The organism is Micromonospora sp. WMMC250, from assembly GCF_027460215.1.
GTDB lineage: Bacteria > Actinomycetota > Actinomycetes > Mycobacteriales > Micromonosporaceae > Micromonospora > Micromonospora taraxaci.
In genome coordinates, this window is record NZ_JAPZBJ010000002.1 from 4,927,024 (window position 1) to 4,950,027 (window position 23,004).

The 23,004-nt window shown below is 70.3% G+C and carries 22 protein-coding genes and 1 tRNA gene; 8 read left to right on the forward strand and 15 right to left on the reverse strand.

The features are described 5' to 3' along the window. Positions 1-12: 12 nt before the first annotated feature. From pknB to O3438_RS22195, 7 genes are read right to left on the reverse strand one after another with little or no spacing between them, the layout of a single operon-like run. Positions 13-1,830 carry a Stk1 family PASTA domain-containing Ser/Thr kinase gene (gene pknB, locus O3438_RS22165; protein ID WP_269681720.1) on the reverse strand — a complete coding sequence of 606 codons (1,818 nt, stop codon included), beginning with the start codon at positions 1,828-1,830 and terminating at the stop codon, positions 13-15. After that, entirely contained in the window at positions 1,827-3,236 is a 1,410-nt protein-coding gene (locus tag O3438_RS22170) for a serine/threonine-protein kinase (protein ID WP_269681721.1), read from the reverse strand. The genes pknB and O3438_RS22170 overlap by 4 nt, the downstream gene beginning before the upstream one ends. Beyond that, on the reverse strand, positions 3,236-4,741 hold the full coding sequence (locus O3438_RS22175; protein WP_269681722.1) for a peptidoglycan D,D-transpeptidase FtsI family protein: 1,506 nt from the start codon (positions 4,739-4,741) through the stop codon (positions 3,236-3,238). The genes O3438_RS22170 and O3438_RS22175 overlap by 1 nt, the downstream gene beginning before the upstream one ends. Then, positions 4,738-6,228, reverse strand: coding sequence for an FtsW/RodA/SpoVE family cell cycle protein (locus O3438_RS22180; protein WP_269681723.1), 1,491 nt, complete (start codon positions 6,226-6,228; stop codon positions 4,738-4,740). The genes O3438_RS22175 and O3438_RS22180 overlap by 4 nt, the downstream gene beginning before the upstream one ends. A 30-nt stretch (positions 6,229-6,258) precedes the next feature. Continuing rightward, positions 6,259-7,728 carry a PP2C family protein-serine/threonine phosphatase gene (locus O3438_RS22185; protein ID WP_269681724.1) on the reverse strand — a complete coding sequence of 490 codons (1,470 nt, stop codon included), beginning with the start codon at positions 7,726-7,728 and terminating at the stop codon, positions 6,259-6,261. After that, positions 7,725-8,210 (reverse strand): FHA domain-containing protein FhaB/FipA, encoded by a 486-nt coding sequence (locus tag O3438_RS22190; protein WP_269681725.1) that lies wholly within the window; start codon positions 8,208-8,210, stop codon positions 7,725-7,727. The genes O3438_RS22185 and O3438_RS22190 overlap by 4 nt, the downstream gene beginning before the upstream one ends. A gap of 6 nt (positions 8,211-8,216) precedes the next feature. Next, the gene (locus O3438_RS22195; RefSeq protein ID WP_269681726.1) at positions 8,217-9,005 is read right to left on the reverse strand and encodes an FhaA domain-containing protein; all 789 of its coding nucleotides are present in this window, start codon (positions 9,003-9,005) and stop codon (positions 8,217-8,219) included. Positions 9,006-9,212: 207 nt separating this feature from the next. Here O3438_RS22195 and O3438_RS22200 point away from each other — a divergent pair. From O3438_RS22200 to O3438_RS22210, 3 genes are all read left to right on the forward strand, one after another. Next, positions 9,213-9,298: transfer RNA gene (locus tag O3438_RS22200), tRNA-Leu, on the forward strand. 64 nt (positions 9,299-9,362) lie between these two features. Then, positions 9,363-10,478, forward strand: coding sequence for an NAD-dependent epimerase/dehydratase family protein (locus O3438_RS22205; protein WP_269681727.1), 1,116 nt, complete (start codon positions 9,363-9,365; stop codon positions 10,476-10,478). Beyond that, positions 10,475-11,284, forward strand: a complete 810-nt coding sequence (locus O3438_RS22210; protein WP_269681728.1) for a WecB/TagA/CpsF family glycosyltransferase — start codon at positions 10,475-10,477, stop codon at positions 11,282-11,284. Before O3438_RS22205 ends, O3438_RS22210 begins: the two co-directional genes overlap by 4 nt. A 61-nt stretch (positions 11,285-11,345) precedes the next feature. Here O3438_RS22210 and O3438_RS22215 read toward each other — a convergent pair whose 3' ends face one another. After that, positions 11,346-12,902, reverse strand: coding sequence for a S8 family peptidase (locus tag O3438_RS22215; protein ID WP_269681729.1), 1,557 nt, complete (start codon positions 12,900-12,902; stop codon positions 11,346-11,348). Positions 12,903-13,117: 215 nt separating this feature from the next. Here O3438_RS22215 and O3438_RS22220 point away from each other — a divergent pair, with 215 nt between their 5' ends. Continuing rightward, positions 13,118-13,717, forward strand: coding sequence for a hypothetical protein (locus O3438_RS22220; protein WP_269681730.1), 600 nt, complete (start codon positions 13,118-13,120; stop codon positions 13,715-13,717). Here the strand turns inward: O3438_RS22220 and O3438_RS22225 are convergent. From O3438_RS22225 to O3438_RS22235, 3 genes are all read right to left on the reverse strand, one after another. Then, the gene (locus O3438_RS22225) at positions 13,685-14,083 is read right to left on the reverse strand and encodes a hypothetical protein (protein WP_269681731.1); all 399 of its coding nucleotides are present in this window, start codon (positions 14,081-14,083) and stop codon (positions 13,685-13,687) included. The two genes, O3438_RS22220 and O3438_RS22225, sit on opposite strands and share 33 nt — an antisense overlap. Before the next feature lie 200 nt (positions 14,084-14,283). Further along, positions 14,284-14,505, reverse strand: coding sequence for a DUF397 domain-containing protein (locus O3438_RS22230; RefSeq protein WP_088986986.1), 222 nt, complete (start codon positions 14,503-14,505; stop codon positions 14,284-14,286). Next, entirely contained in the window at positions 14,475-15,356 is an 882-nt protein-coding gene (locus tag O3438_RS22235) for a helix-turn-helix domain-containing protein (RefSeq protein WP_088986987.1), read from the reverse strand. Before O3438_RS22235 ends, O3438_RS22230 begins: the two co-directional genes overlap by 31 nt. 626 nt (positions 15,357-15,982) lie before the next feature. Here O3438_RS22235 and O3438_RS22240 point away from each other — a divergent pair. Together O3438_RS22240 and O3438_RS22245 are read left to right on the forward strand one after the other, a co-directional pair. Then, positions 15,983-16,267: a hypothetical protein gene (locus O3438_RS22240; protein WP_088986988.1), complete on the forward strand. Its 285-nt coding sequence runs from the start codon at positions 15,983-15,985 to the stop codon at positions 16,265-16,267. Between the two features lie 98 nt (positions 16,268-16,365). Beyond that, the gene (locus O3438_RS22245; protein ID WP_269681732.1) at positions 16,366-16,818 is read left to right on the forward strand and encodes a hypothetical protein; all 453 of its coding nucleotides are present in this window, start codon (positions 16,366-16,368) and stop codon (positions 16,816-16,818) included. A 7-nt stretch (positions 16,819-16,825) separates the two neighbouring features. Here the strand turns inward: O3438_RS22245 and O3438_RS22250 are convergent, their stop codons facing one another. Both O3438_RS22250 and O3438_RS22255 read right to left on the reverse strand, forming a co-directional pair. Beyond that, positions 16,826-17,674, reverse strand: coding sequence for a PASTA domain-containing protein (locus O3438_RS22250; RefSeq protein WP_269681733.1), 849 nt, complete (start codon positions 17,672-17,674; stop codon positions 16,826-16,828). A 133-nt stretch (positions 17,675-17,807) separates the two neighbouring features. Continuing rightward, positions 17,808-18,506 carry a PASTA domain-containing protein gene (locus O3438_RS22255; protein WP_269681734.1) on the reverse strand — a complete coding sequence of 233 codons (699 nt, stop codon included), beginning with the start codon at positions 18,504-18,506 and terminating at the stop codon, positions 17,808-17,810. 122 nt (positions 18,507-18,628) lie between these two features. Between O3438_RS22255 and O3438_RS22260 the strand changes: the two genes are divergently transcribed. Further along, positions 18,629-19,966: a hypothetical protein gene (locus O3438_RS22260; RefSeq protein WP_269681735.1), complete on the forward strand. Its 1,338-nt coding sequence runs from the start codon at positions 18,629-18,631 to the stop codon at positions 19,964-19,966. Positions 19,967-19,992: 26 nt separating this feature from the next. On the opposite strand, the gene O3438_RS22265 is transcribed toward O3438_RS22260, so the two are convergent. Continuing rightward, complete coding sequence (locus O3438_RS22265; RefSeq protein WP_269681736.1) at positions 19,993-21,471, reverse strand: glutamate--cysteine ligase; 1,479 nt, start codon at positions 21,469-21,471, stop codon at positions 19,993-19,995. A 294-nt stretch (positions 21,472-21,765) separates the two neighbouring features. Then, positions 21,766-22,347 carry a YceI family protein gene (locus O3438_RS22270; RefSeq protein WP_269681737.1) on the reverse strand — a complete coding sequence of 194 codons (582 nt, stop codon included), beginning with the start codon at positions 22,345-22,347 and terminating at the stop codon, positions 21,766-21,768. A gap of 99 nt (positions 22,348-22,446) precedes the next feature. Between O3438_RS22270 and O3438_RS22275 the strand changes: the two genes are divergently transcribed. Then, positions 22,447-22,953, forward strand: a complete 507-nt coding sequence (locus tag O3438_RS22275) for a MarR family winged helix-turn-helix transcriptional regulator (protein WP_269681738.1) — start codon at positions 22,447-22,449, stop codon at positions 22,951-22,953. Positions 22,954-23,004 lie beyond the last annotated feature (51 nt).

Genomic DNA, 23,004 nt, shown 5'->3' on the forward strand with positions numbered 1-23,004 from the left:
CGAACCCGTTGTTCAGTTCTCGGGAAGCCGGCCCGGCGGGGGCGGGAACGGCAGTCCGACGCCGCCCCCGTTGCCGGGAGTGGTCGGCGTGGCCGTCGGCGTGCCGGTCGGCGTCGTGGGGGGCGGCGGCTCCTCGACCTTCTCCGGGATGCCGATCTCGATGGTCACGGTCTTGTCCTTGGCCAGCGAGGTGCCCGGATTCGGACTCTGCTTCTGCACCCGGCCGGCCAGGTTGGCCGGCACCTCGTCGCCATCGCGGACCTCGACCTTGTAACCCGCCTCGCGGAGTTCCTGGGTGGCGTCGTCCCGCGTCGAGTTGATCACGTTGGGCACCTTGTTGACGTTGCCCCTGGAGACCTCGACGACCACCTTGCTGTCCTGCGGGACGGTGGTGCCCGAGGGCGGGGTCAGCTTGAGGACGATGCCCTCCTGCGCGGGGTTGTCGACCTTCTTCTCCTCGACCACCAACCCGAGGTCCTCGAGTTGAGGTTTGACGTTCTCGAGCTGAGAGTTGATCAGGCCAGGTGGGATCTTCACGTCCGGCTTGCCGCCGCAGAGCTGGATGGTCACCGTGCTGGCCTGCTTCAGCCGGGTGGCCGGCTCGGGATTCTGCTTCGCGACGGTGCCCTTGGTGCAGTCGTTGTCCAGGACGGATTCGCCCACCTGCGGTTGGAGATCGGCGCCACGGATCTCGGCGACTGCGGCGGCCTGGCTCTTGCCGACCAGGTTCGGCACCGACTTGTTGGCCTTGTCCTGCTGCTGGCTCCAGAGCAGGGCGGCGACCAGGGCGATCACCGCCAGCACACCCACCGCACTGAACGTCGCGATCAGCCAGGAGGACGCCTTGCGCTGGCGCGGGTCACCGACCCGCGCCATCTGCCCGGTCTGCGGACCACGGGTAGGAGCCGGGTAGCCGCCCCCAGCGCCGGCCGGGGCCATCGCCACCGTCCCCGCCTCACGCATCACCGGCGTGGCAAGCACGGGCCGGCCGGCGGCGGCGCGGAGCAGATCGGCCCGCATCTCGCCGGCGCTCTGGTAGCGGTTCAGCGGGTTCTTCGACAGCGCCTTGAGGACGATCGCGTCGATGGCCGGGGTGACGTCCGGGTTGATGTCGCTCGGCGTCGGCGGCGTCTCCCGTACGTGCTGGTAGGCGACACTCACCGGGCTGTCACCGACGAACGGTGGGTGGCCGCAGACCAGCTCGAAGAGAACGCAGCCGGCCGCGTACACGTCGGAGCGAGCGTCGACGGCCTCGCCGCGCGCCTGCTCCGGGGACAGGTACTGGGCCGTGCCGATCACCGCGCTGGTCTGCGTCATGGTGGTCGCACCGCTGGCGAGTGCGCGGGCGATGCCGAAGTCCATCACCTTGACCTGGCCGGTCTGGGTGAGCATCACGTTGCCCGGCTTGATGTCGCGGTGGATGATGCCGTGCCGGTGGCTGAACTCCAGCGCGGCGCACATGTCGGCGCAGATCTCCAACGCCCGGCGCGGCTGCAACCGGCCCTCGGCGCCGAGGACCTCCTTCAGGGTCCGCCCGTTGACGAACTCCATGACGATGAACGGCAGTGTCTCGCCGGTCGGCGCGGTCTCCTCGCCGGTGTCGTAGACCGCCACGATCGCCGGGTGGTTGAGCGACGCGGCGTTCTGCGCCTCCCGGCGGAACCGCATCTGGAACGTCGCGTCCCGGGCGAGGTCGGTGCGGAGCATCTTGATCGCGACGTCCCGACCGAGCCGGAGGTCGCGACCGCGGTGCACCTCGGCCATGCCGCCATAGCCGAGCAGCTCGCCGACCTGGTACCTGCCACCGAGCAGGCGGGCCTGCGCTGTCATCGCGTCTGTCGTCCTTCGCTCGTCGTCGTCCCGCCGCTGTCCGGCTGGAGTCGTACCTCCCGACGGTACGACGTCACTGTCGGATCGTCGCGTCCGTCGAGTCGTAGCGCGCCGGACGTCACGGCGCGCGGAGTCAGCCCGGCGGGTTCACCGGCCTGCGACTGCTTCCGCAGGGTGTAGGAAATCATGCCGGAACAGACAAGGACCAGTACCGCCAGCAGGATGGCGAGCAGCACCATTCCGGGACGGGACCGGCGGGGTTCGGGTGATGGCACCGACGGTCCGGCCTGCCGAACGTACGCCGGCGGGTGTTCCTGGCGGGGCGGTGCCGACGGCACCGCTGCGGCGCCGCGCGGGTAGCCGTTCGGTGCGACCGGTGGGCGGCCGGGTTGGACGGCCGGCGCGATGGCAGTGGGTCGCGGCTGCTGGGCCGGCGCGACGGCGGTCGGCCTCGGCCCCGCGACCTGCGGGTGGGCACCCGGCGGACGCATGTGGTGCGCCTGCGGCACCTGGGCCCGGCCTGGTGCGGCGGGCGAGGCCGGCGCCGCGGAGATCGGCGCGGAGTTGGCACCCGCCCTGGCCTGCTGGGAGAGCGTGGCCTTGAGCTGTCGAGCGACGCCGGCGAGGGCGGCCGCGCTGGGCCAGCGGGCGGCCGGGTCCTTCGCCAGGGTCCGTTCCACCACTGCCCGCACCTGCGGCGGGATGTCCGCCGGCAACGGCCGGGGCTTCTCGCGTACGTGCTTCATCGCGATGTCGAGCGGATTGTCGCCCTCGAACGGCCGCCGACCGGCGAGGCACTGGTACGCGACCACGCCGAGCGCGTACACGTCGGACGCCGGGGTGGCGACGCCGCCGGTCGCCTGCTCGGGCGAAATGTACGAGGCGGTGCCGAGAACCGAGCCGGCGGCGGTGAGCTGGCCGACCATGTCGGAGCGGGCGATGCCGAAGTCGGTGAGCACCAGCGTGCCGTTCGGCCGGACGAGCAGGTTGCCCGGCTTCACGTCGCGGTGCACGATGCCCTTCTCGTGCGCGGCGTGCAGCGCGTCCGCCGCCTGAGCGACGAGCGCCATCGTCCGGGCCGGCGTGAGTCTCCCGACGCGGCTCAGCGTGGACGACAGGGCGTCGCCTTCGACGTATTCCATGACCAGGAACGCGATCTGCTGGTCGTTACCGAAGTCGTAGACGTCCACCACGCCGGGGTGGTTGATGGTGGCCATGGTGCGGGCCTCGCCGCGGAACCGCTCGCCGAAGTCCGGGTCGTCGAGCAGCGCGGGGAGCAGGCTCTTCACCGCGACCGTACGGCCGAGCACCTGGTCGGTGCCGCGCCAGACGTCGCCCATGCCGCCGCTGGCGATCCGCTCGTCGAGACGGTAGCGGTTGCCGAGCTGGACGCCGGGGCTGAGCATCAGCGACCCCCGGGGTCAGCGATGGCGGCGCGCATGATCTGACCAGCGATCCGGGCCGCCTCGGCGCTGCCACCGGGGCCGGCCTGTTCGAGCATCACGCAGACCGCGGAAACGGGGTTGCCGTTCTTGTCCATCGCAAAGCCGATGAACCAGCCGTGGTCGGGCCGGTCCGGGGCGGACTGCGCGGTGCCGGTCTTGCCACCGACCGTGTAACCGCTGATCGCGGCCTTCCGGCCGGTGCCCTTCTGGACCACGCTGACCATCATGTCCCGCAGGTCGGTGGCGACCTGCGAGCTGACCGGCTGGCGCAGCTCCCGGGCGCTGGCGGTGTAGTAGCTGGTGGTCCGGTCCGGGGCGAGCAGCTGCCGGACCAGGTACGGCCGCATCTGACTGCCACTGTTCGCGATCGCGCCGGCGATCATGGCGCCCTCGAGCGGGGTCATCCGGACGTTGTTCTGCCCGATCGAGGACTGGGCCAGCGCAGCCGGGTCGGTGGTGCCGTCCGGGTTCTGCATGTCCCCGGTCCGGCTGGCCGCCGTCGGCAGACCGTCCTCGCCGAGCTGGCCGACGGTGAGGTCGTCCTGCTCGAAACCGAACTGCCGCGCCTTCTCCTTGAGGGCATCGGCACCGAGTTGCACACCGAGCTGGGCGAAGCCGGTGTTGCACGACTCGGTGACCGCCTCCATCAGGGTGACCTTCGCCTCGGGGCAGATCGACGGGGCGGCGTTACGAATCGGGGTGCCCGAGGTGGGCGGGGTGTAACTGGAACCGGCCGGGATCTGGGTCGTCTTGGTGACGCCGTTCTCCAGCGCCGCCGCTGCCACCACGACCTTGAAGGTGGAGCCCGGCGGCAGCGTCTCGGAGAGCGCGCGGTTGTTCAGCGGGCGGTCGGGATCCTGTTCCAGCTTAGAGTACGCGGCAGCCGCTTCCTTGCTGTCGTGGCTGGCCAGCGGGTTCGGATCGAAGCTGGGCATGGACACCAACGCCTGCACCGCCCCGGTACGCGGGTCGATGGCGATGGCCGCGCCCTTCTTCGCCCCGACCTGGTTGTTGCGCAGCTGGTCGTACGCCGCGTCCTGGGCCCGCTTGGAGAGCGTGAGCAACACGTTGCCGCCACCGCTGTCGTCCCCGGTGAACATGTCCTTCAACCGGTCGCCGAGCAACTGGTCGCTGGTGCCGGCCAGGAAGTCGTTCTCCACCTTTTCGATGCCCTGGTCGGCCAGGTTGACCGGCTTGTAGCCGAGCACGTGAGCGTACTTGGCACCGCCCGGGTAGGTGCGCAGGAACTTGAGGTTGCCGGTGGTCTCCTTGCTGGTGGCCAGCGCGGTGCCGCCAGCCTCGATGTTGCCCCGCTTGCGCTTGTAGTCGGCGACCTGGACCCGACCGTTGTAGTCGCTGGTGCGGTATTCGTCGGCCTTTTGGAACTGGACCCAGTTGAGGTTGGCGAAGAGCAGGCCGAACAGGACCATGACGACGACGCCGACCCGGCGCAGTGGTGCGTTCACGGCTTGATCACCTCCGTGGGAGCACCGTGAATCTGCTCCGGCGGACCGCCGGCAGGCCGGGCAGCCTTGGCGGCGCCCCCTGTCAGCGGCCGACGGGCACCGTCGGATACCCGCAGCAGCACCCCGATGAGCAGCCAGTTCGCCATCAGCGACGAGCCACCGGCGGACAGGAACGGGGTGGTCTGACCGGTCAGCGGAATCAGCTTGCTGATACCGCCGACGATCACGAAGACCTGGAGGCCGAGGGTGAACGCGAGACCACCCGCGAGGAGCTTGCCGAACGAGTCCCGTACCGCGAGCGCGGCCCGCAGCCCGCGCTCCACGATCAGCAGGTAGACGACCAGCAGCGCGGAGAGGCCGAAGAGGCCCAACTCCTCACCGATGCCGGCGAAGATGAAGTCGTTCTGCACCTCGGGGAGGATGTCCGGTTGGCCGCCGCCCGGCCCCGCACCGAAGAGCCCGCCGGTGCCCAGGGCGAGCAGTCCTTGGACGAGTTGGTAGCCCTTGTTGGTCGGATCGGCGAACGGGTCCAGCCAGATCTCCGCCCGGAGGTAGAAGTTGGCGAACGGCCCGCCGACAGTCGAGCCGAGCACGTAGGCGAGGTAGGCGCCGCCGAAGAAGAGGACCAGACCGATCAACAGCCAACTGACCCGTTCGGTGGCGATGTAGAGGGTCACCACGAACATGCCGAAGTAGAGCAGCGAGGTGCCCAGGTCCTTCTCGAACACGAGCACCAGGAGGCTGACCAGCCAGACGCCGATCACCGGGCCGAGGTCCCGTCCGCGTGGGAAGTCGATGCCGAGGAAGCGTCGACTGGCCAGGGACAGCACCTCGCGCTTGCGGACCAGGTAGTAGGCGAAGAAGACCAGCAGCGCCAGCTTGGCGAACTCACCCGGCTGAATGGAGACGAAGCCGAGATCGATCCACAGCTTCGCGCCGTTCCTCTCGGAGATGCTCGCCGGCAGTACCGCCGGGAGCATCACCAGCACGATGCCGACCAACCCCAGGGTGTACGCGTACCGGGAGATCGACCGGTGGTCGCGCATGATGGCGAGCAGGCCGGCGGCGAGGATCACCGCACCGAGCGTCCACGCCAACTGCCGCCCACCGATCCCCGCGAAGATCGCCAGCTCCTCCCGGTCGGCGACCGGTGCCTCGCCCAGGTCGATGCGGCGCAGGAAGCCCACGCCGAGCCCGTTGAGCAGGGCCACCGCCGGCAGCAGGGCCGGGTCGGCGAACGGGGCGAGGAACCGGATGACCAGGTGCAGCCCGAGGAAGACCGCGCCGAGAGCGGCGGCGGGCATCCAGAAATCCGGTGTGACAGTGTCCAGCAGGTTCGCCTCGACGGTCGCCCCGTACGCGGCCACCAGCACCATCGCGAGCAGCAGCAGGGACAACTCGGCGTTGCGGCGCGACCGCGCCAGGCGTACGCCGGACTGCTCGCCCGCGGTCGCGGGCGAGGGTGCCGGTGTGGCCGCTACGGTCACGGGTGGAGTCCTCGGTATCTCAGCCGACGCTCACTCAGGAGACCGGCAACCGGCCGGGTCGAGCGCCGGCGTGGCCGAGTCGGAGGGCGTGACGTCGGGTGTGGTGGTCGTGCCGTTCGCACCGACGGCGTCGGTGGCACCGACGGTCGGGCTTGCGCTGACGACCCCGTTGGGGGTCGCCGACGCGTCGGCACTCGGGCTGCCGTTCGGGGTCGGCGTCGTGACGGCCTGCGGCGGCGGCGGAGTGCCGCCGACAGTGCTCGTCGGGTCGAGCGGACAGAGCGGCTTGAGGTTGGGGTTGCTCGGGGTGTCACTGGTCAGCTCGGCGAGCTGCCGCTCGGCGTCCGGCTCGTTCTTGGCCCGGATGCCGACCTTGACAGTGTCCTGAGCGGCAACCGTGAGGTCGTCGAGTCGGGTGCCGCTGCGCCGGTGCACGGTGGAGAGGTCCATCCCGGCGATCTGACCCTGGACGCCACGGAAGACGGCGACCTGCCCCTCCTCGGTGGCACCCACGTAGTACTGCCGCTGGGTGTACGTCCACCCGCCGAAGCCTGCCCCGCCGACGATGACCAGCAGGGCCAACGCCATGGCGGCGGTCCGCACCGGGCGGCGCTTCGGCCGGTCCGATTCGTCGTCGGAGGCGACCGGCTCCTCGGGGGCGGGTGGGCGGGGCGCGGAGAGCGCCGAGGCCCGGGCGGCCGGCGTCGAGTCGTCGGCGGAGGTCGCCATGCCCCGGTCGCGGGCGGCGGCACCACCGACGATCGGGGTCGCCTCGACGATGTCCTGATCCGTCGCGTCCGCGATGATCACCGTGATGTTGTCCGGTCCGCCGCCGCGCAGCGCGAGCTGCACCAGCCGCTCGACGCACTGCTGCGGGTCGGCGTACTCCCGCAGGGTCTCGCCGATGGTCTCGGCGCTGACCACACCCGAGAGGCCGTCGCTGCAGATCAGGTACCGGTCGCCGGGAAGGACCTGACGCACCGAGTACTCCGGGTCGATGTCCCGGCCGTCCAAAGCGCGGGTGAGCAGCGACCGCTGCGGGTGACTGCTCGCCTCCTCGGCGCTGATCCGGCCTTCGTCGACGAGCATCTGGACGTACGTGTCGTCCTTGGTGATCTGCGCGAACTCGCCGTTACGCAGCAGGTAGGCCCGCGAGTCACCGATGTGGACCATGCCCAGCTTGCTGCCGGTGAAGAGGGTCGCCGTGAGCGTGGTGCCCATCCCCTCCAGCTGCGGGTTGGCGTCCACTGTGTCGCGGAGTTGTTGGTTGGCGGTGCCCACTGCCGAACGCAACGCGTCGACGAGAGCGTCCCCCGGGACGTCCTCGTCGAGCGGCGCCATGGCACCGATGACGATGTTGCTGGCGACGTCACCGGCGGCCATACCGCCCATACCGTCGGCAACGGCAAGTAGCCGCGGCCCGGCGTAGACGGAGTCTTGATTGCCGTCACGGATCAGACCGCGGTCGCTGTGGGCCGCATAGCGCAGGGTCAGAGTCATGGCCGTAATTCGAGGGAAGTGCGGCCGATCCGGATCGGCACGCCGAGGGGGACGGGGGTTGGTCCGGTGACCTTAGCGCGATCGAGGTACGTGCCGTTAGTCGAGCCGAGGTCCTCGACGTACCACTGCCCTTCACGCGGCACGAGCCGGGCGTGTCGCGCGGAGGCGTAGTCGTCGGTGATGACCAGGGTGGAGTCCTCAGCTCGACCGATGGTGATCTGCGCTTCACCAAGAGTGATCCTGGTGCCGGCCAGTTGACCGGCGGTCACCACCAGCTGGTGTGCCGCCCTGCCCCGTTTCACCTTCGCCGGCTTCGCCGCCTGCCCGGTCGAGGCCCCCACCGCGCGTGGTGCGGCCACCAGGCGACCGGACCGCGCGCCGGCGAAGAGATCCCGGCGGATCACACCGACCACCGTGAACACGAAGATCCACAGCAGGATCAGGAAACCGAACCGGGCAACGGTGATGACCAGTTCCGGCAAGGCGGGTCAGCCGTCCACGCGGAAGGTCAGCGTCGTCGTACCGAGCTGGACCATGTCACCGGGGTTCAACGCGACGGCGGAGACCCGCTGCCCGTTGACCATGGTGCCGTTGGTCGACCCCAGGTCGGTCAGCACGACCTGGCCCCCGTCGAAATCCAGCCGGGCGTGTCGCCGGGAGATGCCGACGTCGGGCAGGCGCAGGTTGGCCTGGTCGCCGCGACCGATCACCGTGGACCCCATCTGAAGGGGGTAGGTGCGGCCGTCTCCGGAGACCAGCCGCACATTGCGACCGCCACCGTGCCCCGGCGGCGGGCCGTAGCCACCGCCCTGGTCGTACGTGGGGTAGGCGGGCGGGCCGGCGTCGTAGCCGGGTGCCGACACCGGGGCGACCTCGCCGCCGGTGTAGACCTCGGCCGTGACACGGAACATGCCCGTGTCCAGGCCCTCACCTCGCTCGATCTCGACGATCACGTCGCCGTAGACCGTCCACGCCTGCTCGCCGATGAACTCCGCCTGCGACTGGGCCAACTCCTGGGCCAGCGCGGCGGCGTACGGCGCCAGCCGACTGTGGTCGAACGGCGAGAGATCGATCACGTAGCGGTTGGGCACCAACGTGCGCCCACCGGCCAGGATCGCCTTGTGCGCCTCGGCCTCCCGCTGCATGGCGTTGAGGATCTCCACGGGGTGGACCACCCCTTTGAAGACCTTGGCGAAGGCCCCTTCGACCAGGCCTTCCAGACGCTTCTCGAAGCGTTGCAGCACGCTCACCGGCTCCTCCTCGGGTCCCGAGGACATGATGGTATCCGGCCGGCGCGCGCGCAGCTCACACGCCGCTCGGCCGGCTGCTCCCGGCCCGTTCGGAAGGGCCGGGACTGTCGTGCTAATCTTTCGTCCGCCACGAACGGTAACCGCTCGTGGCGAGCGCCAGGGACAGCGTAGTATTCCCGAGGCCCGTTGGAGACAGCGGGGCCGGGGCGGCTACAGTGTTCCGGGTCGTGCCACGGGGATGTGGCGGAATGGCAGACGCGCACGGTTCAGGTCCGTGTGCCCGAAAGGGCGTGGGGGTTCAACTCCCCCCATCCCCACCAATGACGAGGGCTCCGCTTGATGCGGGGCCCTTCCGTCATATCGGGACGTGCCGGACGTCACGCTATGCTGCGATGGATTCTGCCTCCGATGGACCGGGAGTGGCGTGTGAGTGTCGCGTTGGTGACAGGGTCGGGTGGCCTGATCGGCTCCGAGGCGGTCCGGCACTTCGCCGGCCTCGGCCTGGACGTGGTCGGCATCGACAACGACATGCGCCGGTACTTCTTCGGCGAGGACGGCTCCACCTCGTGGAGCCTGGAACGGCTCGGCCGTGACCTGGGTAACGCGTACACACACTTCGCGGTGGACATCCGGGACCGGGACGGCCTGGAGCAGGTGTTCAAGAAGTACGGATCGGACATCGCCGTGGTGATCCACAGCGCTGCCCAGCCGAGTCACGACTGGGCGGCCAAGGAGCCGTACACGGACTTCGACGTGAACGCCGGCGGCACGCTCAACATGCTGGAGAACACCCGCCTGCACGCGATCGACGCACCGTTCATCCACTGCTCGACAAACAAGGTCTACGGCGACCGGCCGAACAGCCTGCCGCTGGTCGAGCTGGAGACCCGGTACGAACTGCCCGAGGACCACCGCTGGTACCAGGGCATCACCGAAGAGATGTCGATCGACCACTCGCTGCACTCGGTCTTCGGTGCCTCCAAGGTCGCCGCCGACGTGATGGTCCAGGAGTACGGGCGCTACTTCGACATGAAGACGGCCTGCTTCCGCGGCGGCACGTTGACCGGCCCGGCCCACTCCGCAGCCGAGCTGCACGGGTTCCTGGCCTACCTGATGCGCTGCGTCATGGAGGGCCGGACATACAACCTGTTCGGCTACAAGGGAAAGATGGTCCGCGACGCGATCCACTCCCGCGACGTGCTGAGCGCGTTCGAGGCGTTCTTCCGGGCACCGCGATCCGCGGAGGTCTACAACCTCGGCGGCGGGCGGCACTCGAACACCTCGCACATCGAGGCCTTCCGGATCGCCGAGGAGATCACCGGCCGCGAGGCGCAGATCAACTACGTCGAGCAGAACCGCACCGGCGACCACCAGTGGTACGTCAGCAGCATGGCCCGGTTCGAGGCCCAGTACCCGGACTGGAAGATCACATACGACGTGCCGATGATCCTGCGGGAGATCTACGAGGCCAACGTGGACAAGTGGGTCCCCCAGCCATGACCACGGCGCGGACCAAACGCAACGTGCTGGGTGTCCTGGTGGACGCCACCGACTACGCCACGGCGACCGACGCGGTGGTGACCGCGGCGCACGAGCGTCGTCCGCTCGCGCTGACCGCGTTGGCCGTGCACGGCGTGATGACCGGGGTGCTGGACCCGGCGCACAACGCACGGCTCAACTCCTTCGACGTGGTCACGCCGGACGGGCAACCGGTGCGGTGGGCGCTCAACCTGCTGCACAACGCCGGCCTCACCGACCGGGTCTACGGGCCGACGCTGACCCTGCACGTGCTGTCGCGTTTCGCCGACGAGGGTCTGCCGGTCTACCTGTACGGCTCGACCGAGGAGACCCTCGCCCGGTTGATCCCGGCCCTGGAGCGGATGTTCCCCGCCCTGAAAATCGCCGGGGTGGAGCCGTCCAAGTTCCGCGCCGTCGAACCCGGTGAGGACGCCGAGATCGCCGACCGGATCCGGTCCAGCGGTGCCCGGCTCGTCCTGGTCGGGCTCGGCTGCCCCCGCCAGGAGGTCTTCGCGTACGCCATGCGTCCGCTGCTCGACATGCCGCTGATGGCGGTCGGCGCGGCCTTCGACTACCACGCCGGTCTGCTCCGCAAGCCGCCGCCGTGGATGCAGCGTGCCGGCCTGGAGTGGTTCTGGCGTCTCGGGCTGGAGCCCAAGCGGCTCTGGCGTCGGTACGTCATCCTCAACCCGGCGTACCTGAGCCGGCTGGCCGCGCAAAAGATCGGCCTCTGGAAGGCCCGCCCGCCGGCGCCCTCCCACGAACGGCCGGCCACCTTCTCGGTCTGACCCCGTACGGCACGAGGCCCCACCCGCTGTTCCGGGTGGGGCCTCGGTCGTGGGAGACCGCTCAGACGGTCAGGGTCCAGGTGTTGATGTAGCCGGTGTCGGCCGAGTAGGTGTCGCGCACCTGAAGCCGCCAGGTGCCGTCGGCAGCCTCACCGGAGACGTTGACCGAGTACGTGGCGATCACGTTGTCGGCGCTGTCCGAGGTGCTGCTGTTCTTCAGCCGGTAGGAGCTGCCGTCCGGGGCGAGCAGGTCGATGACCAGGTCACCTCGGTAGGTGTGCACGATGTTCACCGCCACCGTGGACGCCGAGGACGCGTTGCGGCCACAGCCGGAGATGGTGATCGAGCTGGTCACCGCCGAGCCGGCGTCCGGGATCGACACATCGGTGCCGTTGGTGCCGGTGCAGCCGGTGGGCGGCGGCGGGGTGGTGCCGCCGCCTACGTAGAGCAGCAGGTTCGGCGAGCCCGAGCCGACGTTGCTGATCACGTTGGGGGTGGCGGTGGACACGAGCTCGTTGCGCACCTGCGCCGGCGTCCAGCCCGGGTTGGCACTGGCCACCAGGGCCGCCGCCCCGACCACGTGCGGCGTGGCCATCGAGGTGCCGCTGATCGTGTTGGTGGCGGTGTTGCTGTTGTACCAGGCCGAGGTGATCGACGAGCCGGGCGCGAAGATGTCCAGACAGGTGCCGATGTTGGAGAACGACGAACGGGCGTCCGCGCTGGTCGTGGAGCCGACCGTGATGGCCTCCGTGGTACGGGCCGGCGAGGTGTTGCACGCGTTCGCGCCGCTGTCGTTGCCGGCCGCCAGGCCGTACGTCACGCCGGAGGCGATCGAGTTGCGCACGGCGTTGTCCAGCGAACTGTTCGCGCCGCCACCGAGGCTCATGTTCGCCACGGCCGGCTTGATCGCGTTCGCGGTGACCCAGTCGACGCCGGCGATCACACCGGCGTTGGTGCCGCTGCCGGAGCAGTTCAGCACCCGTACGCCGACGAGCTGGACGCCCTTGGCCACGCCGTACGACGACCCGCCGACGGTGCCGGCGACGTGCGTGCCGTGGCCGTTGCAGTCGTCGGCCGACCCGCCGTCCACGGCGTCGTAGCCGGAGGTGGCTCGGCCGCCGAAGTCGTTGTGGGAGAACCGGATACCGGTGTCGATGATGTAGGCGTGCACGTTGCTCGCCGTGTTCGGGTAGGTGTAGGAGCTGTCCAACGGCCGGTTGCGCTGGTCGATCCGGTCCAGGCCCCAGGAGGGCGGGTTGGTCTGCGTTCCGGAGATCGAGACGGTGTGGTTCTGCTCGACGTACGCCACCGCCGGGTCGGCCGCGATCCGCGCCGCCGCGCTCGCGCTGACCTTGACCTCGAAGCCACGCAGCGCCGCTGCGTAGGTGCGGGCCACCGCGCCGCCGTGGCGACCGGAGAGCCGCTTCGCGGCGTCGCCGACCCGGTCCCGGGCCACCGCGCTGTCCTTGAGTACGACGATGTAGCTGTCCGGCACGGCGGTGGCGCCGCCCGCGGCCCGCACCACACCGACGGGTTCGGCGGCCAGGGCCGGGGTGCCGACGGCCAGCACGGTCGCCGTGGCCACCCCGATCAGTACGGACCTTCGTGGAAGACCCATCTCCTACCTCCCTCTGACCGGCGGCGGAACGTGACGCCGGTCCCAAAATCAATCGACGCATGCCGATCCAGCTGAGGGTAGATCAGCCGTCGGGCACTTGAACATGTCGAAACGGCCATACCTTCGGGTGATGACCCCCTACGGGCCCGACGTCCGGGACGAACAGGGGGCCGGCCCGGATTCGCCAGGCGCCGATCCGGGAAAGACTCTCGAACATGGAGAGTCAGCTCACCATCCTGTTCCCGGTAGCCGCCGCCTGGTTGGCCGCCGGCGTCGTCGCCGACGGCCTTCCCCGCCTGCGCAACACCCGCGCGCTTCGTCGGCGTACCGGATGGTTGCTGGTCCTGACCCTCACCGGGCTGACACTCACCGCGGCCGTGCTCGGCGGCGGTCTGCTCAGCGCAGGCTCCGCCCCGGTCGACCGGGCCGCCGCCGGGCTCACCCTGGCCGCCGGCCCGGCGCTCGTGGCGGCGGTCTGCTCGGTACGGCGGATCCGCCGGCTGTGGGCCGGGGCGGGTGCCTTCGCCAACGCTCCCGCCACACCCGCGCCGCACGGGCTGCGCGCCGCCGCCGCCCACCCGCTCGTGGGGCTGCCCCTCCAGGTTGCCGCCCTGGCCACGATGCCGGCGGTGATCGCGGCGATCGGCACCGACCTCGGGGCCGACCCCAGCGTCACCGGGCCCGCGATCACGGTGGGCGCGCTCGCGGTCGCCGTCATCGCGGTCCGGCACGCACTTCGCCACAGCCGCCTGGCCGAGCGGGCCCAACCGGACGCCGCCCGGTCAACGCGGGCGGCTGGCCCCCTGCACGTATAGCAACTCCAGGATCGCCCTGGTCGCCTCGAACCAGCGGTCCAGCCAGTCCTGCGAGGGCAGGCTGCCCTTCGGCGGCAGCTCCATCAGCAGGCCACGCAGCAGTGGGTGGTCCGCGAAGGACTCGGTGGACTCCATCGGCCACCCGCTCGGCGGGAACGACGGCTCGATCAGCGGATTCGGGTCCAACGAGGGCAACGAGAGCGGAGGATCCGCCGACTCGGAGGTCGCCTCCCGCCCGCTCAACTCCTGGTCGGTCGAGACCACCTCGGTCAGTACGGTGTCCCGACGGGCCCCGCGATACTTGCCACCGAATCGTTCCGCCTTGGCCGGACTGTTGGTGAGGTTGTCTGAACCGATCGTCGTCATCCGTCTCGCCTACTCGCTCGGTTGCGGGTCGGTGCGGCGGGTCGTCGACCAGTGCCGTACCGACCGGTTCAACGAGACGGGCGCGATGTGGCGACGGGATTCCCCCCGGAACCTCACCGGCACCGCCGTTCACCGGCCGGCCGAAGACGGCGGAGTCCCCGGCCGGCAGGGCCGGACGGGGACTCGCTGGGGCCATTCACTCAGACCGCGCCGAACACACCACCTCGGGTGCCCGCGACGAAGGCGTGCCAGTCACCGGGTGCGAAGACCAGGGCTGGGCCCGCCTTGTCCTTCGAGTCCCGCACTCCGACCGCCCCCGTCACGTACGCCACCTCCACGCAGTTGTCACAGTTCGGTCCGCTCTTCGAACTCTTGAACCATGCTGCCTGCGTCAGGTCCACGGGGAACCCCTTGGTCGCCATTTCCACAACGGCTCCTCTGCCAGTTTTGCGATGTGTGCGACGGACTCCTCCGGACGTATGGCCGCAGCGCGGATGTGATCGAAGATGAAGCTGTACTTCTGTAGTTCGTCGCTCTTCTCGAGGAAAAGCCCACCCGTGGCGTTCTCCGCGTACACAACATCCGGATCACCGGGCTCAGGGAAGCTGAGGATCGTGAACGTGCCGTCCATGCCGGCGTGCGCACCCACCTCGAAGGGCAGGATCTGCAGCGTCACGTTCGGCAACTCGGCCACCTCGACCAACCGTCTGAGTTGGCCGCGCATCACCTCGTCCCCGCCCACCGGCCGACTTACCACCGCCTCATCGAGCACCACCCACAGATCGACCGGATCGTCCTGGGTCAATAACGACTGACGGCCCAGACGGACACGCACCCTTTGGTGTACCTGATCGGCGGTGAAGTCCGGCCGAGCGGCGCGGATCATGGCTCCGGCGTACTCCTCGGTCTCCAGGAGGCCCGGCACGACCTGCTGTTCGTACGCCCTTATCGAGCTCGCCGCCGCCTCCAGCCCGACGTACGCGCCGACGAGCACCGTGCTGTACGGATGCCACCAGCCCTTCTGGCGGGCCTCCCGTGCGATCTGCACGAGCTCGTCGCTCTCGGCGCCGACCACGCCGTAGATCCGCAGCATGTCCCGTACGTCGCGAGGGGTGGCCGTGGTGTGGCCGGTCTCGATCCGGGAGACCTTCGACGCCGAGCACTCCAACTGCTCGGCGACCACCTCGATGGTGATTCCGGCGGACTCCCGCTGGCGGCGCAGCTCGGCACCGAGCCGCCGCCGTCTGATGGTCGGACTGCGCCGCTCACTCATGGCGCAACCCACGAGTCAGTGGTCCCCGCCGCTGGCTGCTCGACCCCACTCGGGCTACCTCCGGTAACGCGCCACTGGGTGACACCCGCCGGGGGCGCGACCGTCGACCGGCGAGCGTTCGCGACGAAGGGGAGTGGTGCCGGTCCTCGGCCGGCCGCGACGGGCGAAACCGGCCCCCAGTGTGCCGTCCGGACGCGGATGGCTTCAATAGGCCTTTCGCGCGACACGCTCACGTATCGGCAAAAGTCGACGTGCAACTTGCATGAAGCACGTCCCTGATGCACTCTGTCCGTATGGCACGGATCACTCAGCGTCTCCGTTCGCTCCCTCGGAGTGGTGACCCCACCGACCCGGGGAAGCTGGGCACGACGCGGGCCCGGCCGACGACACCGAGACCTGCTCCGGGGTAAAGACCCCGCCGCTGCAAGCCGGCAAGCTGCGGCGGCGGGCGCGGTTCCCGGAAGCAGTCGGGTGGTGGTCGGGTGGCGGCACGTCACCAACGGAGTACGGCCCGACCACCGCCATCCGCACCACCGGTTCACGAGGCACGACCCCGTCGCCGGCCGAGACGTCCCCCGTTCAGGCACCGCCGGCAGCCCGCCGGCCAACCCTCCCCAGGAGCCCATGTGCTTCCCCGCACCGGTGACGTACTGCACGTGACTCGCGCGGCGAGTGTCCAGTTCCTCAGGCCGATCAAGTTCCGGGTGATCCGGGTGCTCGACTGGCCCACCTATGACGGCTGGCTCTGGCTCGACGGCTACGAGTTGAATGCCGCGGGCGACGCGGTCAACCGACGTTCGATCTTCGTTCAGCGGGAAGGGCTGCAGCAACTGCAGGCCGCCCCCGAGCCCCGTCCGCACACCGTGCGGGCCCGGCGACCGGTTGCCCGTACCCCAGTCCGGGTTGGCTGACCGGCCCGATCCGCCGCCGGTGGGCGTGCCGCCGCCATAGAATTGGTACGCCCACCCCGGCACAGCTCCACCCGCACGTCCAGGACCCTGACCCTGGGATGGTCATGGTCAATCAGCCCGCCCTTCGGCGGCACCACCGCTCCCGTATCGCCTACGCATTCGGACTACTGGCCCTCCTCGGGGCGATGGCCACAGCGCTGGTCCTCCTCCGAGACCCGGCGATGTCGTCCACCCCGCTGACCGCGCCGGTGCCCGCACCGGAGATCACCGTGGCCGACGCCGACCCTCCGTCAAACGACGATCCATCGGTGTACGACGAACCCGCTTGGATCGGCGGCGACGCTCCCGCCCAGGCCGCCGACCCGACGGGGCCGGTGGCCGGCCACGGCGCCGGCGGCCAGTCCGACGGCCGTCAGGAGCTGACCGAGGCGGCTCCGACCGGGCACACCGCCACCGACGTCCGTCGGTCCCTCTTCTGGTCCGGGATCTTCGGTCTCACCATCTCGCTGGCCGGCCTCGGCATGGTCGGTACCCGCCGCCGGATGTGGTGACCAGCCATCACGACGTGCTCGTCACCGTGGGGGTCGGCGTGGTCGGGCTCCCCCCGGTGGAGGGCCGGGCCTGGGACACCACCAGCAGCACCTCCTCGTCGGTCGGCACCGGTGTGCCCGCCTCCGGTTCGGTGCCCACCACCGTGCCCGGCGGCAGTTCCGACGGGCGGTACACCACGCGGTAGGGGAGACCGAGCCGGTTCAACAAACCCTCGGCGGTGGCCTGTGGGAGGCCGGTGAGCGGCGGCACCGGCACCTCGTCCGGTGCCGTTGTGGTCGGCGAACCGCTCGGCGACTCGCTGGTCGGTGCCGCCGAGGTCGGGGACTCGGTGGTCGGCGCGGCACTCGTCGCACTGGCCGGCGGGAGCGAGGGGGTGGGCCCGGGGTCGTCACGGTCGTCGTCCTGGTTGGCGAGCACCAACCAGAGCGCTCCGCCGAGCAGACCGGCGAGCAGCAGCCCGAGCACACCCCAGAGGATCGGCAGCCACCAGCGTCGGCCGCCCTGCTCCTCGACGTACCACTCAGCGGCGTCGGTCGGTCGGGACGGCCGGACCTCGGCCCGCCCGGACCACGACGGCGGTATCCGCGCCGTGCGGTCGGCGGGCGTGCCGGTGGACCGATCGATCGGCATGGTCTCGTCGGGCGACAGATCGGGACGCGCAGGGACGGTCCGGTCGATCGGTGCCGTCTCGTCGGGCACCGAAGCAGGACGGCGGTCGATCGGTGCTGTCTCGTCCGCACCTGCGGTGGGTCGGGTCGGCGGCGATGACTCCGGCCGGTCGGCGGCCGGGGGCAGGGCCCGGGTCCGGTCGTCGTCGTTCTCGTCGGCGGGAGGCTCCTGGCGGTCGTTGCTCATCGCACGTCCCTTCCCCGAACCGGACGGGCGTCATGGCCCTCGACCGTCAACCTAGTCGTCCACGGCGCCATCGGCGGGGATCAGCGTGCCGAGCCGCGCGGGAGGCGGCGCGTCGACCGGTGCGGGAAACAGCTCAGGGGGTGGGTTTGGTGGTCGGCTGTTCGACGCCGTCCGTCCCACACCAGATGCTGACCTCGTCGTTCCATCGGGCAGCGCCGTCCTCGGCCGGCTCCTGGCGGGTGACCTTTCCACTTCGCCCACTGACGTAACGCGGATAGAGGCCCTCGTCGATCAACTCGTTGGCGGCCTTGTCGCAGTTGTCCCCGACCACGTCCGGAACCTCGGCTGCCGGCGCCGGGCCCGCGACCTGGAGTTGCACTGTCGTACCCCGGGTGACCTCGGTGCCCACCGCCGGCGACGTGTTCTCGACGGTACGGCCGGTGCCGCCACCGAAGACCAACCGCCAGCCCAGCCGCTGCTTACGCAACAGGTCCCGGGCCTCGACGAAGTCGGTACCGATCACCGGCGGCACGGTCAGGCCGGTCCCCTTGGTCGCGCCGGCGGAGGTCCGGACGGTCGACGGTGTGGCCCGCCCGGTGCTCGGCCGGGGCGCGGTGGCTCGACCGGTCGGCGAACCGCTCAGGCTCGCGACGGCGAGGGGATCCTCCGAGGACGTGCCTCCGTCGCCGGCCAGCAGCCAACCACCTGTCGCGCCGACCGCGGCGAGCAGCACAGCGGCCAACCCGCCACCCAGCAACACGCTGGCCCGGCCCGCGCCGGCACCACCCTGGCCACCGACGGCATCCTGCCGGCCCGTGTTCGTGTCCGTCATACCGCCCACCGCCTCATCACCGGCGACCGTACCGTCCGTCGCCCAACCTGTTGCGCCGGCCGTCCGCACCGGCGGGTCGTTGCGACTCGCCGCGCCGACGACGGGACGTTACGCTGCCCGGCATGGCCAGACAGGGCTGGGGAGTATCGATCGCCACGGCGATCGGGGTCGCTGCCGGCGCGGGCGCCGCACAACTGGGCTTCGGCTACGGGCTCGGCGTCATCGCCTGGACGCCCACCGAGGCCGGGGCCACCGACACAGCCTGGGCCGACGGCCTCGCCTGGGCCACCTGGCTCGCTGCCAGCTCGACGGTCCTCGGCGCGGTCTGCGCGCAGCGACTGCACCACCGCAGCGCACCGAAGCCGGCAGAGGTGGACTCTCCCGACTCGGCGACCACGCCGGACACCCAGGCGGGCACTCGCGAGTCCGCACTCGACACCACCGGCGACACCACCGGCCCGGAGCCGACGGCCGAGCGTGACGGTCTGCTGCGCCGGGTGGCACTCGCGCTCGGCGCCGGCATCGGCGGCCTGGTGACGGTGTTGCTGATCGCCGTACCCGCGCGGGTGGCCACCGGCGCGGACACCGGCACACCGCAACGTACCGCCGCCGTCCAGGCGACGCTGGGCATCCTGCTGGGCGTGGTCGTCGCGATCTGGGCGCTGCGCTCCCGGGCGGCGGCTGTCAACGTGACCGCGACGGCCGCCTGGCTCTGGCTGCTCGCGGTGGTCTCGGTGATCGACGGGGTACGCGTCGGACGCGGGCTGACCGGTGCACAACTGGGCACCTGGCACCTCGACCCGGACCACTCGCACTACTGGATCGGTGGCCAGCTCTACTGGCCGGGTGCGCTGCTGGCACTCGTACCCGCGCTGCTGATCGGCGTGCTGGCCGCCCGGCGGGCGGCGCGTTCGACCGGACACCGGGTCGGCGCTGCGGCCTCCGGCGCTGCCGGGCCGGTGCTCGTCGCGCTCGCCTACCTGACCACACTGCCGCACTGGTCGACGCTCGGCCCCGCGCAGCTGTCCACCCAACTGGTCGCCCCGTACGCGGTGATCGCCGGTGTCGGCGGCTCGGTGCTGGCCGCCGCTTTCGCGGAGCGAGCTGACCGGAACCGCACCACCCAGCTCGGGTCGACCGCGCCGGCGACGGCTGCCGACTCGACCGCGGCCGTCGCGACCGAGTTGACGCCTGTCACCACTGACGGGCCGATCCCGACCTCACCGATCGCGGGCACCGACCCTGAGCCGGCGGCCTCCGATCGGTCTACCGGCACCGCAGGCCGTCGTCGCAGGGCTGCCGCGCCGGAGCCGGCCGGGCCGGATTCCCGACCGGACGAGGATGCGCTCCCCAGGGTGCCTACGCCACGGACGGACCCGGACCTGTCCGGGCCGCCGGACGAGGGTCCGACACCGACCCCCCGGCGCACCCGCGCAGCCCGCCGCCCCACCACCGGCTGACCGCCCTTCTGTTGACCCGTCCGGGGTCAGTTCACTGGCCAGGTGTGCACGGGTTCGTTGGAGCGCTGGAGTTCCGCGTAACGCTGGACCATGTGGTGCAGCGCGGCCTTCCGGTCCATGCCGTGCTGCCGCTCCGCCGCCCAGACCGTCTCGGTCTGCCAGACGGCGCCGTTGCGGCCGGTCCGGCAACGCTGCTCGATGATGCCGAGCAACCTGTCCCGTTGGGCCGCCGCGACGCCGAACCCGTCCAGGCCGGCCGCAGCGGTGGGCAGCAACTGGTCCAGCACCAGCTTGGTGACCGGCACGTCACCGAGCCCGGGCCAGTGAAGAACGGCGTCGAGGCCACGTCGGGCGGCGGCGTGGAAGTTCTCCTCGGCGGAGCTGAAGGTCAGTTGGCTCCAGATCGGACGGTCCGCCTCGGCCAGACCACGAGCCAACCCGAAGTAGAAGGCCGCGTTGGCGAGCATGTCCACCACCGTCGGGCCGGCCGGCAACACCCGGTTCTCGACTCGCAGGTGCGGGCGGCCGTTCATGATGTCGTAGACCGGGCGGTTCCACCGGTAAACGGTGCCGTTGTGCAGCCTCAACTCCCCGAGCTTCGGTACGCCGCCGGCGTGCAGCACCTCCACCGGGTCCTCGTCCTCGCAGATCGGCAGCAACGGCGGAAAATACCGCACGTTCTCCTCGAAGAGGTCGAAGATCGAGGTGATCCATCGCTCGCCGAACCACACCCGGGGGCGTACCCCCTGGGCCTTGAGTTCGTCGGGACGAGTGTCGGTGGCCTGCTGGAACAGGGCGATCCGGGTCTCCGCCCAGAGTTGACGGCCGTACAGGTAGGGGCTGTTCGCTCCGACCGCCACCTGCACACCGGCGATGGCCTGGGAGGCGTTCCAGTAGTCGGCGAAGCTGTCGGCCGCCACCTGGAGGTGGAACTGGAGGCTGGTGCAGGCGGCCTCGGGGGCGATCGAGTCGGTGTGCGTCCGTAGTTGCTCGACGCCACGGATGTCCAGCTCGATGTCCTCGCCGCGGGCGCCGACGATCTGGTCGTTGAGCACCCGGTAGCGCTCGTTGGTGGAGAGATTGTCCTCGACCAGGTGCCCCTCGGTGAGGGTGGGCAGGATGCCGACCAGGACGATGTTCGCGTCGGACCGGGCCGCGCGCTCGTCGGCCCGGGAGAGGCTGCCGCGCAGGTCACGTTCGTAGTCGGCGAAGCCGGCGCCCTCGATCAGCCGGGGCTCGGCGTTGAGTTCGAGGTTGAACTGCCCCAGCTCGGTCTGAAAGAGCGGATCGGCGATGTCGGCGAGGATCTCCTCGTTGCGCATCGCCGGTTCGGCCGTCGAGTCGACCAGGTTGAGTTCGATCTCCAGGCCGGTCATCGGGCGGTCGGCGTCGAACCCGAAGTCGTCGAGCATGAGGGCGAAGACGTCAAGGCACCGCCGCACCTTCTGCCGGTATCGGACGCGATCATCCCGGGTGAAGGCGCCCTGTGAGACGTCCCTGCCCATGTGTCCTCCCGACAGCCGGCGCGGTCGGGATCCTGCCGTCCCGGAAAGCGCATTGTGAACCATCAACGGTAAGAGCGCCCACCTGACCGGGGCCAGAGGCCGACGGCGGTGTTCCGACTTCGACCCGAGCGGGCGGCTCTCGTGGCGCCATCTGTACCCCGTGGCCGGCCGACACGACCCGATGGCGGTGCGAACAAGTCGTGACAATTACCACGGCGCCACCGGGGTGGTAGACGACGCAGGGCCCGCGCCGACGTGCGGCGCGGGCCCTGCGTACCGGTGATCCGGGAGGGATCAGGCCTGACGGACGGCCTCACCCTCGATCTCGATCTTGATCTTGCGGCTGACCAGCACGCCCCCGGTCTCCAGGGCGACGTTCCAGGTCAGGCCGAACTCCTCGCGGTCGATCTCGGTGCTCGCGGAGAAGCCGAAGATGTCCTGGCCGAACGGGCTACGGCCGACACCCTCGAACTCCACCTCCAGCTCGACCGGGCGCGTGACGTCCTTGATGGTCAGCTCGCCGGCGAGCACGAACTCGTTGCCGCTACGGGACTTGACCCCCGTGCTGCGGAATTCGAGGGTCGGGAACTTGTCGGAGTCCAGGAACTCGGGGCTGCGCAGGTGGGCGTCCCGGTCGGCCTGGGTGGTGTCGATGCTGGCGGCCTGGATGGTCGCGACGACCGACGACTGCAGCGGGTCCTCCGCGACGGTGATGGTGGCGGTCGCCTCGTTGAACTCACCGCGAACCTTGCTCACCATCATGTGCCGGGCAACGAAGCCGACCCGCTTGTGCGCCACGTCGAGCGCGTAGGTGCCGGCCGTCGGGATGGTGAGGCCGTCCCAGTCGCGGGTAACCGCATCGATGCTGCTGGTCATGCTGCTGTCCTCCAGAAGATTGTTTAGTAGCCCAACGACTGCTTAAGCAACTATAGCCGCAACAACATTCCCTGTGTCAAGTACTGCTAGGATGAACGCGTGACCAACGTCTTCGACGATCCCCGGATCACCGCCGTCGGCCTGCTCTTCGAGGCACACGCCGGGCTGTCCGCCCGGTTCAACGCCCAACTCGAGGAGCACGGCCTGTCCGCGGTCGAGTTCGAGGTCATCACCCGACTGGCCCGCTCGCCGGGCAACCAGCTACGCATGACCGACCTCGCCGCGCAGACCTCACTGTCGACCAGTGGGGTGACCCGCGTGGTGGACCGGATGGAACGTGACGGCCTCCTCACTCGTCGGGCCTGCCCGAACGACCGGCGCAGCTCGTACGCGGTGGTGACCGCCGCGGGGATGCAGCGCCTGAACGAGACGCTGCCCGGTCACCTACAGATGATCGAACAGTGGTTCACCGGTCAACTCGACCCCGAGGCGTTGACCGCCCTCCTCGACGGGTTGCGGCGGGTTCGCGACGCCGCACATCCGTGCGCTACCGCCGGCAGCGACGACACCACCTTCGCGCAGGAGACCGCGACCGATCAACAGTGAGAGCACCCGGGCGGCGGGTGCGCGCACCGGCAGAAAGACCGGCAGAACTGC

Bases quoted from the DNA above. Each gene is read 5' to 3' on its own strand.
- O3438_RS22215 (WP_269681729.1), bottom strand. From the start codon at position 12,902: ATGGGTCTTCCACGAAGGTCCGTACTGATCGGGGTGGCCACGGCGACC.
- O3438_RS22250 (WP_269681733.1), bottom strand. From the start codon at position 17,674: ATGAGCAACGACCGCCAGGAGCCTCCCGCCGACGAGAACGACGACGAC.
- O3438_RS22270 (WP_269681737.1), bottom strand. From the start codon at position 22,347: ATGACCAGCAGCATCGATGCGGTTACCCGCGACTGGGACGGCCTCACC.
- O3438_RS22245 (WP_269681732.1), top strand. From the start codon at position 16,366: ATGGTCATGGTCAATCAGCCCGCCCTTCGGCGGCACCACCGCTCCCGT.
- O3438_RS22255 (WP_269681734.1), bottom strand. From the start codon at position 18,506: ATGACGGACACGAACACGGGCCGGCAGGATGCCGTCGGTGGCCAGGGT.
- O3438_RS22170 (WP_269681721.1), bottom strand. From the start codon at position 3,236: ATGCTCAGCCCCGGCGTCCAGCTCGGCAACCGCTACCGTCTCGACGAG.
- O3438_RS22235 (WP_088986987.1), bottom strand. From the start codon at position 15,356: ATGAGTGAGCGGCGCAGTCCGACCATCAGACGGCGGCGGCTCGGTGCC.
- O3438_RS22205 (WP_269681727.1), top strand. From the start codon at position 9,363: ATGCTGCGATGGATTCTGCCTCCGATGGACCGGGAGTGGCGTGTGAGT.
- O3438_RS22220 (WP_269681730.1), top strand. From the start codon at position 13,118: ATGGAGAGTCAGCTCACCATCCTGTTCCCGGTAGCCGCCGCCTGGTTG.
- O3438_RS22195 (WP_269681726.1), bottom strand. From the start codon at position 9,005: ATGTCCTCGGGACCCGAGGAGGAGCCGGTGAGCGTGCTGCAACGCTTC.
- O3438_RS22260 (WP_269681735.1), top strand. From the start codon at position 18,629: ATGGCCAGACAGGGCTGGGGAGTATCGATCGCCACGGCGATCGGGGTC.
- O3438_RS22225 (WP_269681731.1), bottom strand. From the start codon at position 14,083: ATGACGACGATCGGTTCAGACAACCTCACCAACAGTCCGGCCAAGGCG.
- pknB (WP_269681720.1), bottom strand. From the start codon at position 1,830: ATGACAGCGCAGGCCCGCCTGCTCGGTGGCAGGTACCAGGTCGGCGAG.
- O3438_RS22265 (WP_269681736.1), bottom strand. From the start codon at position 21,471: ATGGGCAGGGACGTCTCACAGGGCGCCTTCACCCGGGATGATCGCGTC.
- O3438_RS22230 (WP_088986986.1), bottom strand. From the start codon at position 14,505: ATGGCGACCAAGGGGTTCCCCGTGGACCTGACGCAGGCAGCATGGTTC.
- O3438_RS22210 (WP_269681728.1), top strand. From the start codon at position 10,475: ATGACCACGGCGCGGACCAAACGCAACGTGCTGGGTGTCCTGGTGGAC.
- O3438_RS22185 (WP_269681724.1), bottom strand. From the start codon at position 7,728: ATGACTCTGACCCTGCGCTATGCGGCCCACAGCGACCGCGGTCTGATC.